Here is a 13635-nt window from a genome sequence, read left to right as displayed (position 1 = left end):
CGACACAGATCAGCAGCAGGCCGCCGAAGATCAGCAGCGGGACGAAACCGGTGTCCTGCGCGTCGGGCGCGGGGCGTCCTAAGGGGACCCCTCATGACCTTTCTCAGGCGGTGACGACCTGGCCGTTCGCGACCTTGACCGCGATCGAGGGCAGCGGCTGGTCCGCCGGCCCCTTTTTGACCGCGCCGGTCTTCGCGTCGAAGATCGAGTTGTGGCAAGGACACTTGAGTTCCGCGCCGGCCGGGACGACCGCGCAGCCCTGGTGGGTGCAGATCGCGCTGAACGCGGCCGCCGTGCCTTCGGCGGTCCGGGTGACGATGACGTCCTTGCCGTCGGCGGTCTTGGCGGCCTTCGCCTGGCCGACCTCGATGTCGGAGAGCGCGGCCAGGGTCTCGCCCGGCGCCGCGGCGGGTGGCGCGGCGGCCGAGCCGGACGACGGGGCGTCGCTTCCGCAGGCCGTGAGGGCCACGGCGCCGACGGCCGCGCCGGCGACGGCGGCCCCGGTGGTCAGGACGGTGCGGCGGGAGTGGAGTTCGGCAGTCATGCCCCTACACACGGCCGGAGCGGCCATCCGGTTCAATTTCGGCGGCCATCCGGCGCGAAAATGAACCGAGAGGCCCGTTTTTCCGTGTTCAAGGGCATAGGGGAACCGAACACGCGGAAAGAAGATACGGACATGATCCGGTGGTTGTTGCGGGCGGTGGTGGCGGCGGGCCTGCTCGGCTCGGCGTGGGTGCATTACGTCGTATGGCAGGACTGGGCGTCCGAAACGGACGTCGTCGGACCGCTCTTCCTGGTGAACGTCGTCGCGGGCGTGGTGATCGCGGTCGCCGTCCTGGTCTGGCACCACTGGCTTCCCGCGCTCGCCGCGATCGGGTTCGGCCTGGCGACGCTGGGCGCGTACGTGCTCTCGCTGACCACCGGGTTCTTCGGCGTCTCGGAGCGCTTCACCAGCCAGGCCGAGATCTGGGGCGTGATCACCGAAGCGGTGTGCGTGATCTTCGCCCTTCCCCTGCTCCGCAACCGTGAGAGCACGGATCGGTGAAGGAATTCGCGGAGGACCGGCTGATGCGGGCTCTGCACGACGAGCACGCCGCGGCACTCTGGTCCTACGCGCTGCACCTCACCGGCGGCGACCGGGTCCGCGCGGAGGACGTCGTCCAGGAGACGCTGCTGCGGGCCTGGCGCAACGCCAAGGTGCTCGACCAGTCCGAAGGATCGGCGCGAGGGTGGCTGTTCACCGTGGCGAGGCGGATCGCCATCGACGACTGGCGCGCTTCCGAGGCGCATCCGGAGGTGGTGACCGGTCAACCGCCCGAGACGGCGGTCACGGACGGCACCGAGCGGGCGGTCCAGGGCTGGCTGGTCGCCGAAGCCCTCGGCGAACTCTCGCCGAGACATCGAGACGTCCTCGTCCTGTGCTACTTCCAGGGTTACTCCGTCGCCGACGCGGCGAAACGGCTGGGCGTGGCCGAAGGGACGATCAAGTCGCGGACGCATTACGCCCTGCGGGCGTTGCGGCTCGTATTGGAGGAAAGAGGGGTGACCCAATGACCGACCCCTTCGCCACCTACGACGCGGCCTACGTGCTCGGTGCGTTGTCCCCGGAAGACCGGTCCGCGTACGAGAAACACCTTCGCGGCTGCGCCGAATGCGCCGCGTCCGTGCGGGATCTGGCCGGGATTCCCGGACTGCTCGCCCAGGCCGGTGCCCCCGCGCTGCTGGAGGAGGAACCGGCGCCCTCGCCGGAACTGCTGCCCGCCGTGCTCAAACGGGTCCGCCGGGGAAGGCGGATCCAACGGACGATCACCACCGCCGCGGCCGGGATCGCCGTCGCCGCGGGGGTCACGCTCGCGATCGTCCTGACCGGGCCGATCGCGGCGGCGGGCGATCCGATGACCCTGCTCGGCGACTACCCGGTGACCGCCGAGGTCGCCATGGCCGCCACGGACACCGGCACGAAGGTCGACATGACGTGCAGCTACGGCGGCAACCGCACCGGCGACTACATCCTGGTCGCCGTCGACGCCGACGGGGCCACCAGCGAACTGGCGTCCTGGCGCGCGATGCCCCAGGACACGGCGCACATCGTGGTCGGCACCGCGATGCGCACCGGGGACATCAAGGCGCTGGAGATCCGCACGCCCTCGGGTCTCCCGCTGCTGCGGATGACCCCCTGATTCCGGTGCCATGGTGGGTCACGACCCTCCCGACCCACCGCTCACCGCCGCCGCCTCGCCGGGGGCTGAAGGATGCTTTACCCGCATGCCATGAGACGAAAGGGCCCTTCGCCGCGTGAGATGCGGTGAAGGGCCCTTTCAGCCCACGCCCGGCCTGCCGAAAGTGCGTGAAAGTCCCTGTCACGAAAAGAAATCCTTGCCTCCCGGCGAACCCCGGGAGCACTCTTGATCTTGTGTTCATGCCGATCGCCTTCGCGGTGGCGGGCGCCGGATCGGCGCTCGCCGCGCGCTCCTGCCTGCGCCGGGCGGGAGCGCCGGTGACGGCTTGGGCGGCCGCCCTCGCGGCGGTGGCCCTGGTCGCGGTCTGGCTGCGGCATCAAGCGGGAGCCTGGCCGTCGTGGTGGCTCGCGGTCCCCGCCGTGCTGACGGTCTTCGCGGTCCCGCTCACCCTCGCCGACCTGAAGCACCGTCGCCTGCCCGACGTGCTGACCCTGTCCGCGTACCCGGCGCTCGCCGTCGCGCTGGCGGTCGCGGCGCACGGGGGAGGGGCGGCCATCGCCTGGCGGGCCGTGCTGGGCGCGCTGGTCTTCGGCGGGGCGCACGCGCTCGTCCACGCTCTGTCGCCGCGTTCGCTGGGCGCCGGTGACGTGAAATTCGCCGGGAGCGTCGGCGCGGTCCTCGCCGCCACGGGCTGGCCGTCGGTCGTGCTCGGCGCCGTCGCGGCCGCGCTGCTGAGCGTGGCACTCGCGGTGGGCGGGCCCAGACATCCCGCGGTGCCGCACGGACCCGGTCTCCTGGTCGCGGCGTGGGCGCTCGCCGTCTTCGCCGGACCAGGTCCGGGATAGCCCGGCCTGTCCTGGGACGGAGAGGAGGTTGTGACAGGATCTGTCAGGTGTTGCGCTGGATAACCGCAGGGGAATCGCACGGACCCGCCCTCGCCGCCATCCTGGAAGGGATGCCCGCCGGGGTCGAGGTCACCACCGCCGAGGTGAGCGAGCAGCTCGCGCGACGGAGGCTCGGCTTCGGCCGCAGCCCCCGGATGGGCTTCGAGACCGACCACATCGAGTTCACCGGCGGCGTCCGGCACGGGCTCACGCAGGGTGGTCCCGTCGCGGTCCAGATCGAGAACGCCGAGTGGCCCAAGTGGGAGAAGGTCATGTCGGCCGATCCCGTGCCCGCCGAGGAGCTCGAAGGCCTGGCGCGCAACGAGCCGCTGACCCGGCCCCGCCCCGGCCACGCGGACCTGCCCGGCATGCAGAAGTACGGCTTCCCCGAGGCCCGTCCGGTGCTGGAGCGCGCGAGCGCCCGCGAGACGGCGTCCCGCACGGCGCTCGGCACGGTGGCCCGCGCGTACCTCAAGCAGCTGCTCGGGGTCGAGATCCTCAGCCACGTCGTGTCCATCGGAGGCGCTTCGGCGCCGGAGGGCCCGCTGCCCGTGGCGTCGGACCTGCCCGCCATCGACGAGAGCCCGGTCCGCGCCTTCGGCCAGGAGGGGACCGACGCCATGGTCGCCGAGGTCGACGCCGTGCGGAAGGCGGGTGACACCGTCGGCGGCGTGATCGAGGTGATCGCCTACGGCCTGCCGCCGGGCCTCGGCTCGCACGTGCACTGGGACCGCAGGCTCGACGCCCGCCTCGCCGGTGCGCTCATGGGTGTCCAGGCGATGAAGGGCGTGGAGGTCGGCGACGGCTTCACCACGGCCCAGCGCTGGGGCAGCCAGGCCCACGACGAGATCGACCGCGGTACCGGCCCGGTCGGGGTGACCCGCCGGTCCAACCGCGCGGGCGGCCTCGAAGGCGGCATCACCAACGGCGAGCCGCTGCGCGTGCGCGTGGCCATGAAGCCGATCTCGACCGTCCCCAAAGCACTGTCCACTGTGGATGTCACGACCGGTGAACCCGCGGTCGCCATCCACCAGCGTTCCGACGTCTGCGCGGTACCCCGTGCCGGTGTCGTGCTGGAGTCGGTGGTCGCGCTCATCCTCGCGGACGCCGCGCTGGAGAAGTTCGGCGGCGACTCGCTGGCCGAGGGCAAGCGCAACGCCGAGGCCTACCTGAAGGCGCTCGAGGAGCGCTGGTGACCCCTCACGCGGTGATCATCGGGCCGCCGGGCTCGGGCAAGAGCACGGTCGGCCCGGCGCTCGCCGCGCGGCTCGGGCTCGCCTTCCGCGACAGCGACGACGACATCGTCGCGAGCGCGGGCAAGCCCATCACCGACATCTTTGCGGAGGAGGGCGAACTCGCCTTCCGCGCGCTGGAAGAGAAGATGGTCGCGAAGGCGCTGGCCGAGCACGACGGCGTCCTCTCCTTGGGCGGGGGAGCGCCGATCACCCGGGGCACCCGGGAACGGCTGGCCGGGCACACCGTGGTCTTCCTCAACGTCGGTATGGCCGCGGGCGTGCAGCGCGCCGGGCTCTCGACCGCGCGTCCGCTGCTGGCCGGGGTGAATCCCCGCGCCACCTACAAGGCGCTGCTCGACGCCCGGCTGCCGGTGTACCGCGAGGTGGCCACGTTCGAGATCGAGACCGACCGGCTGACCGCCGACGAGGTCGTCGAGGCCGCCGTCATCGGGCTGACCGAGATCAGCAAGGAACGAGCATGAAGCGCACCATCGCCGGCGTTCTCCTCGCCGCCGTGACCATGACCCTGGCGGCTTGTGGCGAGGAGAAGCAGCCCGCGGGCGCCGACGTCATCCAGACCGGCGCCGCCCAGACCGGCTCCGCGACGGCTTCGGCCGCTCCGGAGGCGGATGCCGCCGCCGACGTGAAGGTCACCGAATGCGACAGCGGCAGCTACACGCCGAAGGTCACCATCGAGGTCACCAACAGCACGGGCGAGGACGCGCGCTACGCCGTCACCATCGCGATCAAGGACGCCGACGGCAAGGCCTCCGGTGAGGCGCTGTTCGCGAAGAACCGGATGACGCCCGGCCAGAAAGTGACCGAAGAGATCCCGGGCGACACCCCGGTCAAGGGCAAGATCACCTGCGAGGTCGCCAGGGCCAAGCGGCTTCCGCCGAAGTGAGGGAAACGATGACCGAGCCGGTCCGCATCACCGTCAACACCGCCAAGCCGTACGACGTCGTCATCGGCCGCGGCCTGCTGGGCGAGCTCACCGAGAAGCTCGCCGACGCCTCCAAGGTCGCGCTGATCCACCCGCCGACGCTGACCACCACCGCCGAGGCCATCCGCGACGAACTGGCCGAGGCCGGGATCGACGCGCACCGCGTCGAGATCCCCGACGCCGAGGACGGCAAGGCGCTCACCGTCGCCAGCTTCTGCTGGGAGGTCCTCGGCCGCATCGGCCTCGACCGCCAGGGCGTGGTCGTCGGCCTCGGCGGCGGCGCCGTGACCGACCTGGCCGGTTTCGTCGCCGCGACCTGGATGCGCGGCGTCCGCCTGGTCAACGTGCCCACCACGCTGCTGGGCATGGTCGACGCCGCGGTCGGCGGGAAGACCGGCATCAACACCGAGGCGGGCAAGAACCTCGTGGGCGTCTTCCACGAGCCGAGCGCGGTCCTGGCCGACCTCGCGACACTGGAGACGTTGCCGCCCAACGAACTCGTCGCGGGCATGGCCGAGGTCGTCAAGACCGGGTTCATCGCGGACCCGCGCATCCTCGACCTCGTCGAGCAGGACCCGGCCGCCGCGCTGGACACCACCGGCGAGGTCATCGGCGAGCTGGTCCGCCGCTCGATCCAGGTCAAGGCCGACGTCGTCGCCGCGGACCTGCGCGAGTCGAACCTGCGCGAGATCCTCAACTACGGCCACACCCTCGGCCACGCCATCGAACGCCGTGAGAAGTACCGGTGGCGCCACGGCGCGGCGGTCAGTGTCGGCCTGGTGTTCGCCGCCGAACTCGCCCGCCTGGCGGGCCGCCTCGACGACGCCACCGCGGAGCGGCACACCTCGGTGCTCAAGCTCCTGGGCTTGCCGACCACTTACGACCCGGACGCGCTCCCGCACCTGCTGGAGACGATGAAGGGCGACAAGAAGACCCGGTCGGGCGTGCTGCGGTTCGTCGTCCTCGACGGGCTCGCGAAGCCCGGCAGGCTGGAAGGTCCTGACCCGTCGCTGCTCGCGGCGGCGTACTCGGTGGTGGCCGGCGAATCCCCCCGGTCCGGCGGGAGCGTGCTGCTGTGAAGGTGCTCGTCCTCAACGGTCCCAACCTCGGCAGGCTCGGCCTGCGCGAACCGGGGATCTACGGTTCGACGACGCACGCCGACCTCGTTTCGACCTGCGTCGGCACCGGGAAGGAACTCGGGATCGACGTCGAGGTCCGGCAGACCGACCACGAGGGCGAGATGGTCGGCTGGCTGCACGAAGCCGCCGACGCGGGCTGGCCGGTGGTGCTCAACGCGGGTGCGTGGACCCACTACTCGATCGCGGTACGAGACGCCGCCGCCCAGCTCAAAGCGCCGTTGATCGAGCTGCACATCTCCAACGTGCACAAACGCGAGCAGTTCCGGCACCACAGTGTGCTGTCGGACATCGCCACCGCGGTCGTCGCCGGGCTCGGGGTCGACGGTTACCCGTTGGCCCTGCGCTGGATGGCCGCGAACGCGGCATGAACACCCCACCCGCGATCGAGACCGCGAGGCTGCGGCTGCGCGCGCTGACCGAAGCCGACACCGAGGCGATCGTCAAGCTCTTCGCCGACCCGGCGATGAGCTCGCATTTCGCGGTTCCGCTGACCGAGCCGGACCAGATCCGCGAGATGGTCGGCCGCCGGCTGTCCTACGACGGCCCGGCGGGGATGGGGCACTGGGCGATCGAACGCGACGGCGAGATCATCGGTCTCGCGCATCTGCGGCCGTCGGAGGAATTGCCGGGCGACGTCCCGGAAATCGGCTATTACCTGGCGCGTGCGCACGGTGGGCAGGGCCTGGCGACCGAGGCCGCGCGTGGCCTGCTGGAGCACGGACTCGTCGGGCTCGGCCTGACGTCGGTCTGGGCGCTGGTCGGGGAGTCCAATGTGGCCAGTCAGAACCTGGTGCGGCGCTTGGGGTTCCTCGACGTCGGCGGCGGCGACCACTACGGCAGCGGCCCGCATCGCGTCTTCGTCGCGCTGCCTTCGGCGCACGGCAAGGCCCACCACATCGAACTGTGGGTGCCGGATCTCGCCCGCGCCGAGGAGAGCTGGGGCTGGCTCCTCGGCGAACTCGGCTGGCGTGAGTTCCAGCGCTGGCCCGCCGGAGTCAGCTGGAAGCACGGCGCGACGTACCTCGTCGTCGAGCGTTCTCCCGCGCTCAGCGGCGAAAAGCACGAGCGGACGGCGCCAGGTCTGAACCATCTCGCCCTGCACGTCGAGTCCCCCGATTGGGTGAACGAACTGGCTTCGAAAGCGCTCGAACACGGCTGGTCGGCGATGTTCGCGGACCAGTATCCGTATGCGGGGGGTGATCACCACTACGCCGCCTACCTCGAAAACGCCGATGGCTTCGAAGTGGAATTGGTCGCCCTACCGGGGACTGACGTCACCCGGCTGGGTTAAGTCTCGCTACACTCGGCCATCATGCGCCTGTTTCGTGGGGGTCGGCGACCCGCCCTTGTCGTGGTGGCCCTCCTGGCGGCCGGCGCGGTCCTCATGGCCTGCAGCGACGGCAATGTCCAGTCCCAGGCCGACGGCAAAGGCGGCGGGATAGGCGGGGTCCAGCCGCCCAAGGAAAAGCCCCGGCCGATAGACGTCGAGCTCGCGACGAGCGATTCCCGGGCCAGCGGCGGCGTGGTGGGCGCGGGCGATCAGGACGCGGTCTACAACTACAGCCCGACCGTGATGCGCGACGGCGGCAAACTCAAGATGTGGTGGTGCAGCCAGTACGGCAGCGCCCAGCCGCCCGGTGACGACGTCCTCTACGCGCAGTCGCAGTCGCTCGACGGTCCCTTCACCGGTCCGAACGGCGGTGGTCCGGCGGCGGTGTTCTCCGGCTCGCCCGGCGGTTTCGACGGGATGCACACCTGCGACCCGTCGGTGCTCAAGGTCGGCTCGACCTACTACATGTACTACACCGGCGCGGCTGGCGACCACGCGCTCGGCAACTCGATCGGGCTCGCCACCAGCCCCGACGGGGTCACCTGGACCCGCGCGGCGGGCGGGCAGCCGATCATCGGGCCCGCGCACGACGTGCACCGCGACAACGTCTACGGAGCGGGCCAGCCCTCGGCGGTGTACCTCGACGGCTGGTTCTACGTGCTCTTCACCGACACCACGGCCAAGGGCGCCGGGTGGAACGGCGCCGGGCAGTTCCTGCTCCGCGCCAAGGACGCGGCGTTCTCCCAGAGCGTGGAGACGCTGGAGGAGCAGGGTTTCGTCCCCAAGCCCAGCACGGTCTCGCCGCGCCCGCGGTCGCTGGTCGACGGGTTCAGCACCGACCTGATGTGGGTCGGCGCGCTCGACGCGTTCGTCATCGCGCACGAGACCGACGCCGGCACCACGCTCACCTTCTGGACCAGGGACTTCGCCGCGCAGCCGTACCGGCCCGCGATCATCCCCGGCGCGTGGAAGGAGGGTCCCGGCCTGGTCCGGCGGCCCGACGGGCACGCGCCGCTCACCTCGGGCGACGTCTGCGACCGGGTCCCGTTCGACGTCGTCCGCGCCACGGTCGTCGGCGGCGCGGGGGCGCCGACCGACCTCAAACATTTCGGCCTCGACGTCCGCGGTTCGCGGGCCTGCGACGGCGACGCCCGGATCAAGACCTCGTTCGAAGGCGTCGCGATGCCTTCGCCCCAGCGGACCATCGACCTGGTGGCCGACGGCGCCCTGGTCCGCGTCGACCGGCGCTCGGTGGCGGCCGCGCTCGCGGGCGAGGTGCTGGACCAGCGGCTCAAGGTCGTCGACAAGCTCCCGAAGGCCGCGCGCCTGAGCGCCGGGGCGAAAATGGTGCGCGCGCCGGGCCGGGGGTTCGGCGTGGTGCTCGACGGCAAGCTGTACGCGATGCCGGACGCGGGCGCGGCCGGGCTGAACGACTCGACCGTCGAAGAGATCAGCGATCAGGCCTGGGACGGCTTCCCCGCCGGTTTCCCGCTCGCGGGCTGAGCTTCGGCCTCTTCGTCTTCTTCATCGTCGTCTTCCGGGGCCTTCTTGGCGATGAGCCCGCCGACGAACAGGCCGAGCCCGGCCGGGATGAGCACCAGCAGGGCCGAGAAGGCGGCGCCGCCGGTCAGCGCGCCGCCGAGTTCCGAGGCGCCGGTCTGATCGACGAACACCGCCCGGCCGATCACGTACAGCACGCCCGAGACCGGGCCGGCGATCAGCGCCGCGATGAACCAGTTCCGGCCGCGTTCGGGTTTGCCCTGCCAGGCGTCCACGGCGCTCCAGCCCGCCGCCGCGCCGACCAGGACGGCGAGGGCGAGGGAGGTGAAGAGGGTCTTGTCGGTGGGGTTGAAGACCTCGTACTTGGCCAGCACGGTGACGGCCGCTCCGTGCAGCAGCGCCATCACGAGTCCACGAGTCAGCCACGGTGCCATGGGGGAAGCTTAACTCGCCAGTAGCGACCGGTGGCCGCTGCGGCACGCGGCTTTCCCGAGCTGTCCGTGAAGGCCTCCTTGAGGGACCCAGAGTCCCTCAAGGAGGCCTTCACGGACCACGGCGGTAAGGCTCAGGGGGTCGGCCAGATCGGCCGGATCTCGATGGTCGAGAACTTCGTGACCGGATGTTTCGACGCGACCTCGATCGCCTCGTCGAGATCGGCGCATTCGATCAGGTCGTAGCCGAGGATCTGCTCCTTCGTCTCCGCGAACGGCCCGTCCGAGACGAGCAGCTCGCCGTCGCGGTGGCGCACGGTGGTCGCGGTGGCCGTCGACCGGAGCCTGCTGCCGGACAGCCGCACCCCGCGGGCGGTCATCTCGTCGACCCACGCCTGCGTCTTCTCGTCGAGCGGGTCGTCGCAGCCGTCCGCGCCGGGATGAGGGTCCCCGCAGATCAGCAACATGTAGCGCATCAGTCCTCCATCACCAGGGCTTTTCCGGGCCGCAGCGCCGAAAGAGCGATTGCCAGGCCCAAGACCGCGAAGCAGGCGGCGGCCACGAATCCCACGCGGAAACCTCCGGTCACGGCTTCCGCCGACGTCGCGGTACCGGTGACGGCCGCCGACACGGCCGAGGCTACCGAGACGCCGAGCGCGCCGCCGAGTTGGAACGCGGCGGTGGTGATCCCGGACGCGAGCCCGGTGTCCCCGGCGTCGACGCCGCCCAACGCGGCCATCGGCGCGGCGACGGTGGCCGCGCCCAGCCCGAGCCCGAAGGCGGCGAGACCGGGCAGGAGATCCGTCAGGTAAGAGCCGTCCGGCGAGACACCGGCCAGCGTCAGGCACCCGGCGCCGAGCAGCACCGTGCCCGCGACGGCCAGTCCCCGGACGCCGATCCTGGGGATCAGCGCCTGTCCGCCGTACGCCCCGACGACAGCCATGACCGGCAGCACCGCCGTCGCGACGCCGAACAGCAGAGGCGAATAGCCGAGCACTTCCTGCGCGTAGCGCGAGATCAGGAACGACACCGCGAACGCGCCCATCGCGCTGGTGAGCATCACCAGGTTGCCGCCGGTGAGCATCCGCGAGGAGAAGATCCTCAGCGGGACCAGCGGCGCCCCGCGACGCGACATGTCACGGCTTTCCGTGAGCAGGATCGGCGTCGCCACCAGCAGGGCGAGCGCGACCGGGACGTTCAGGAAGAACACCCATTCCCAGCCGAAGGCCCGTGTCAGCGTCCCGCCGATGAGCAGCGCGGCCGTGGCGCCGAAACCGCCGACGCCCGACCAGGCGGCGAGTGCCTTGGTGCGTTCGCCGTCGTCGGTGAACGTCGTCATCACCAGCGAAAGCGCGCTCGGCGCCATCAACGCGGCCGAAACGCCCTGGAGGACCCGGGCGGCGATCAGGACGTCGTCGCTCCAGGCGAATCCGCACCACAGCGACGACAGCAGGAACAACGCCGTGCCCGCCGAGAACGTCCGGCGGCGGCCGAGCAGATCCGCGGCGCGGCCGCCCGGCAGGAGCAGGAGACCGAAGCTCAGCAGGTACGCGCTGAGCACCCAATGCGTCCCGCCGCCGGCGAAACCGAGGTCCCGCTCGATCGACGGCACCGCGAGCACGACGATCTGCGAGTCCAGGATGACCATGAAGTTGGCCGTGCAGAGCAGGGCCAGCGCTCGCCATCGGCGCGGGTCGGGGTGCATGCGTGCCTCCGTCCTTCGGTGGGTGGTTCACCCCACCGACGAACGGCCTCCTCCGGAACAGACACTTCCGGTGAAAAGTTCCTGGAACGGGCGGGACCAGCGCTTTCCCGGCACAATCGGGCAGAGGAACGACGACGAGGAGACGACGTGGGCATCGGAAAACCCGTGAAGCAGGTGCTGATCCTGATCGCGGGCGTCATTCTCCTGCTGGTCGGTATCGCGCTTCTCGTGCTGCCCGGACCGGGGCTGCTGCTGGTACTCGCGGGCCTCCTAGTGCTGGCCTCGGAGTTCCCGGCGGTGGAGAAGTACGTCGACCCCATCCGCGACAGGGCGATGAAGGCGGCCGAGGACAGCGTTTCGTCGCCGCTGCGGATCGCCGGTTCGGTGCTGGCCGGGCTGTGCCTGCTGGCCGCGGGCATCGTCTGGGGTCTCGTGCCGGGCCTGCCGCTCGCCGGCTGGAGCACCGGTTCGAGCCTGATCCTGTCCGGGCTCATCCTGTTCGCGCTGCTGATCTGGAGCTACAAGCGGGTGCAGGCCAGGAGGTCCGCGAACGCCGAATAACAGCCGGGTGGTCTGGTACCGTGCGGCGCGTGTCCCCCGACTTCCAGCGCGCACGGCGGCCGGAGCAGGTGGAAGCCCGGCGTACGGCGATCCTGGGGGTGGCGCGCGAGCTCCTGGCCGAGCGGCCCGTCTCCCGGATCAGCCTGCGGGAGCTGAGCGACCGGGTCGGCCTGGCGAAGTCGAACGTCCTGCGGTACTTCGACAGCCGCGAGGCGATCTTCTTGGAGGTCCTCGACTCGGTCTGGGTCGCGTGGCTCGACGAGCTCGAAAGCGAACTGGGCGCTCCAGGGGACGCGAAGCCCGGTTACGAGCGCGAAGTGCGTGTCGCGACCGTCATCGCGACGTCGATCTCACGGCAGCGGCTGCTCTGTGAGCTGATCAGCACGATGGCCGCGGTGCTCGAACGCAACATCTCCGTGGAGACCGCCCGGACGTTCAAGACCCGGGCCCATGAACGGACCGAACGGCTGGCCGACGTCGTCCGCGCCCAGGTCCCGCTGGACGCCGAAGCGGCCGGGCACTTCGCGAAGGCCGTCTTCGTCCTCGTCGCGGGGCTGTGGCCGTACGCGAACCCGGGCGAGGCCGTGGCGACGGTCCTGGCCGAACGGGGAGCACCCGCCGGCCGCGGGATGTTCGTCGACGGGCTGACCGAAGGACTGGCGAACCAGCTGGTCGGTCTTGTTGTTCGCGCAGGTCAGAGCCTCAGGTGAGAGCAAAGGTCCCTTGCTCTCTTCCCGCGCGAGAGCCGGACCGGACGGATCTGCATAAGGTGAGCGGAACCCACTCGTACAAGGAGCGATCATGAGCCCAGGCGGCACCCACACCCTCGGCGATCTCACCGTCAGCCGGATGGGCTACGGCGCCATGCGGCTGTCCGGCCCCGGCATCTGGGGGCCGCCGAGCGATCGCGACGCCGCGATCGCCGTCCTCCGCGAAGCCGTCGAGCTGGGCGTGACCCACATCGACACCAGCGACTTCTACGGCCCGCACGCGACCAACGAGCTGATCCGCGAGGCGCTGCACCCGTACCCGGACAGCCTGCACATCGTCACGAAGGTCGGCGCGAAGCGGACTCCGGACAAGGGCTGGCCCGCGGCGCTCTCGCGCGAGGAGCTCATCTCCGCGGTCCACGACAACCTGCGCAACCTCGGCGTCGACGTGCTCGACGTCGTCAACCTGCGGCTCGCGGGGGAGCACGGTGTCTTCCCGATCCCGGTCTCGATCACGGAGCCGTTCGAGGTGCTCGCCGAACTCCAGCAGCAGGGCCTGATCCGGCACCTCGGCCTCAGCCACGTCTCGGCGGAGCAGGTCAAGGAAGCCCGCGCGATCGCGCCGGTCGTCTGCGTGCAGAACGAGTACAACGTCGCGAACCGCGCCAACGACGGCCTGCTCGACGCCCTCGCGGCGATCAACATCCCGTTCGTGCCGTACTTCCCGCTCGGCGGGTTCACGCCGTTGCAGTCCGGTGTGCTCGACGACTGCGCCCGCCGTGTCGACGCGACGCCGATGCAGGTCGCGCTCGCGTGGCTGCTCCAGCGGTCGCCGAACATCCTGCTGATCCCGGGGACGTCGTCGGTGCGGCACCTGCACGAGAACGTCGCCGCCGCGAAGCTGGAACTGCCCGCGGACGTCATCGCGGACCTCGACGCCCTCGCCTAGCGGTCCGTGAAGGCCTCCTTGAGCTGACACCCCGGCACGTCCCGGACGAGATCGTCGAGGCGCCCGCC

General features: G+C 70.9%; 18 protein-coding genes. 14 read left to right on the top strand and 4 right to left on the bottom strand.

Annotated features, from left to right (window positions below):
- Positions 1-103: 103 nt before the first annotated feature.
- The gene (locus tag AB0N89_RS39955; RefSeq protein ID WP_364216602.1) at positions 104-544 is read right to left on the bottom strand and encodes a Rieske (2Fe-2S) protein; all 441 of its coding nucleotides are present in this window, start codon (positions 542-544) and stop codon (positions 104-106) included.
- A gap of 132 nt (positions 545-676) precedes the next feature.
- Between AB0N89_RS39955 and AB0N89_RS39950 the strand changes: the two genes are divergently transcribed.
- From AB0N89_RS39950 to AB0N89_RS39900, 11 genes are all read left to right on the top strand, one after another.
- Positions 677-1045 (top strand): hypothetical protein, encoded by a 369-nt coding sequence (locus tag AB0N89_RS39950; RefSeq protein ID WP_364216600.1) that lies wholly within the window; start codon positions 677-679, stop codon positions 1043-1045.
- Positions 1042-1554, top strand: a complete 513-nt coding sequence (locus tag AB0N89_RS39945; RefSeq protein WP_364216597.1) for a sigma-70 family RNA polymerase sigma factor — start codon at positions 1042-1044, stop codon at positions 1552-1554. The genes AB0N89_RS39950 and AB0N89_RS39945 overlap by 4 nt, the downstream gene beginning before the upstream one ends.
- Positions 1551-2180 carry a zf-HC2 domain-containing protein gene (locus AB0N89_RS39940; RefSeq protein WP_364216594.1) on the top strand — a complete coding sequence of 210 codons (630 nt, stop codon included), beginning with the start codon at positions 1551-1553 and terminating at the stop codon, positions 2178-2180. Before AB0N89_RS39945 ends, AB0N89_RS39940 begins: the two co-directional genes overlap by 4 nt.
- Positions 2181-2419: 239 nt before the next feature.
- Positions 2420-3025 (top strand): A24 family peptidase, encoded by a 606-nt coding sequence (locus AB0N89_RS39935; RefSeq protein WP_364216591.1) that lies wholly within the window; start codon positions 2420-2422, stop codon positions 3023-3025.
- A gap of 47 nt (positions 3026-3072) precedes the next feature.
- Positions 3073-4260, top strand: a complete 1188-nt coding sequence (gene aroC / locus AB0N89_RS39930; protein ID WP_364216588.1) for a chorismate synthase — start codon at positions 3073-3075, stop codon at positions 4258-4260.
- Positions 4257-4781: a shikimate kinase gene (locus AB0N89_RS39925; protein ID WP_364216585.1), complete on the top strand. Its 525-nt coding sequence runs from the start codon at positions 4257-4259 to the stop codon at positions 4779-4781. The genes aroC and AB0N89_RS39925 overlap by 4 nt, the downstream gene beginning before the upstream one ends.
- Positions 4778-5203, top strand: coding sequence for a hypothetical protein (locus AB0N89_RS39920; RefSeq protein WP_364216582.1), 426 nt, complete (start codon positions 4778-4780; stop codon positions 5201-5203). Before AB0N89_RS39925 ends, AB0N89_RS39920 begins: the two co-directional genes overlap by 4 nt.
- A gap of 8 nt (positions 5204-5211) precedes the next feature.
- On the top strand, positions 5212-6321 hold the full coding sequence (aroB, locus tag AB0N89_RS39915) for a 3-dehydroquinate synthase (protein ID WP_364216579.1): 1110 nt from the start codon (positions 5212-5214) through the stop codon (positions 6319-6321).
- Positions 6318-6749 carry a type II 3-dehydroquinate dehydratase gene (aroQ, locus tag AB0N89_RS39910; RefSeq protein WP_364216576.1) on the top strand — a complete coding sequence of 144 codons (432 nt, stop codon included), beginning with the start codon at positions 6318-6320 and terminating at the stop codon, positions 6747-6749. The genes aroB and aroQ overlap by 4 nt, the downstream gene beginning before the upstream one ends.
- Positions 6746-7672, top strand: coding sequence for a GNAT family N-acetyltransferase (locus AB0N89_RS39905; protein WP_364216573.1), 927 nt, complete (start codon positions 6746-6748; stop codon positions 7670-7672). Before aroQ ends, AB0N89_RS39905 begins: the two co-directional genes overlap by 4 nt.
- Positions 7673-7732: 60 nt before the next feature.
- On the top strand, positions 7733-9214 hold the full coding sequence (locus AB0N89_RS39900; protein ID WP_364216608.1) for a beta-xylosidase: 1482 nt from the start codon (positions 7733-7735) through the stop codon (positions 9212-9214).
- Here AB0N89_RS39900 and AB0N89_RS39895 read toward each other — a convergent pair.
- The 3 genes from AB0N89_RS39895 to AB0N89_RS39885 form a co-directional block, all read right to left on the bottom strand.
- Positions 9169-9615: a B-4DMT family transporter gene (locus AB0N89_RS39895; protein ID WP_364216605.1), complete on the bottom strand. Its 447-nt coding sequence runs from the start codon at positions 9613-9615 to the stop codon at positions 9169-9171. The genes AB0N89_RS39900 and AB0N89_RS39895 overlap by 46 nt on opposite strands.
- A 161-nt stretch (positions 9616-9776) precedes the next feature.
- A complete protein-coding gene (locus tag AB0N89_RS39890) occupies positions 9777-10118 on the bottom strand; it encodes a YciI family protein (RefSeq protein WP_364216570.1) in 342 nt (113 codons plus the stop codon).
- Positions 10118-11347, bottom strand: a complete 1230-nt coding sequence (locus tag AB0N89_RS39885; protein ID WP_364216567.1) for an MFS transporter — start codon at positions 11345-11347, stop codon at positions 10118-10120. The genes AB0N89_RS39890 and AB0N89_RS39885 overlap by 1 nt, the downstream gene beginning before the upstream one ends.
- Before the next feature lie 147 nt (positions 11348-11494).
- Between AB0N89_RS39885 and AB0N89_RS39880 the strand changes: the two genes are divergently transcribed.
- From AB0N89_RS39880 to AB0N89_RS39870, 3 genes are all read left to right on the top strand, one after another.
- Positions 11495-11908 (top strand): PGPGW domain-containing protein, encoded by a 414-nt coding sequence (locus AB0N89_RS39880; RefSeq protein WP_364216564.1) that lies wholly within the window; start codon positions 11495-11497, stop codon positions 11906-11908.
- A gap of 20 nt (positions 11909-11928) precedes the next feature.
- Complete coding sequence (locus tag AB0N89_RS39875) at positions 11929-12618, top strand: TetR family transcriptional regulator (protein ID WP_364216561.1); 690 nt, start codon at positions 11929-11931, stop codon at positions 12616-12618.
- Between the two features lie 91 nt (positions 12619-12709).
- The gene (locus tag AB0N89_RS39870; protein WP_364216558.1) at positions 12710-13567 is read left to right on the top strand and encodes an oxidoreductase; all 858 of its coding nucleotides are present in this window, start codon (positions 12710-12712) and stop codon (positions 13565-13567) included.
- Positions 13568-13635: the final 68 nt, after the last annotated feature.

The organism is Amycolatopsis sp. NPDC089917 (assembly GCF_040684635.1).
Taxonomy (GTDB): Bacteria; Actinomycetota; Actinomycetes; order Mycobacteriales; family Pseudonocardiaceae; genus Amycolatopsis.
Note: the sequence above shows the minus strand (reverse complement) of the source record. Positions and strands in the feature narration are given on the sequence as shown.

Excerpts from the sequence above, each read along its gene's own strand:
- AB0N89_RS39920 (WP_364216582.1), top strand. The coding sequence starts at position 4,778 with ATGAAGCGCACCATCGCCGGCGTTCTCCTCGCCGCCGTGACCATGACC.
- AB0N89_RS39955 (WP_364216602.1), bottom strand. The coding sequence starts at position 544 with ATGACTGCCGAACTCCACTCCCGCCGCACCGTCCTGACCACCGGGGCC.
- AB0N89_RS39890 (WP_364216570.1), bottom strand. The coding sequence starts at position 10,118 with ATGCGCTACATGTTGCTGATCTGCGGGGACCCTCATCCCGGCGCGGAC.
- aroB (WP_364216579.1), top strand. The coding sequence starts at position 5,212 with ATGACCGAGCCGGTCCGCATCACCGTCAACACCGCCAAGCCGTACGAC.
- AB0N89_RS39935 (WP_364216591.1), top strand. The coding sequence starts at position 2,420 with ATGCCGATCGCCTTCGCGGTGGCGGGCGCCGGATCGGCGCTCGCCGCG.
- AB0N89_RS39895 (WP_364216605.1), bottom strand. The coding sequence starts at position 9,615 with ATGGCGCTGCTGCACGGAGCGGCCGTCACCGTGCTGGCCAAGTACGAG.
- AB0N89_RS39950 (WP_364216600.1), top strand. The coding sequence starts at position 677 with ATGATCCGGTGGTTGTTGCGGGCGGTGGTGGCGGCGGGCCTGCTCGGC.
- AB0N89_RS39940 (WP_364216594.1), top strand. The coding sequence starts at position 1,551 with ATGACCGACCCCTTCGCCACCTACGACGCGGCCTACGTGCTCGGTGCG.
- AB0N89_RS39905 (WP_364216573.1), top strand. The coding sequence starts at position 6,746 with ATGAACACCCCACCCGCGATCGAGACCGCGAGGCTGCGGCTGCGCGCG.
- AB0N89_RS39870 (WP_364216558.1), top strand. The coding sequence starts at position 12,710 with ATGAGCCCAGGCGGCACCCACACCCTCGGCGATCTCACCGTCAGCCGG.
- AB0N89_RS39885 (WP_364216567.1), bottom strand. The coding sequence starts at position 11,347 with ATGCACCCCGACCCGCGCCGATGGCGAGCGCTGGCCCTGCTCTGCACG.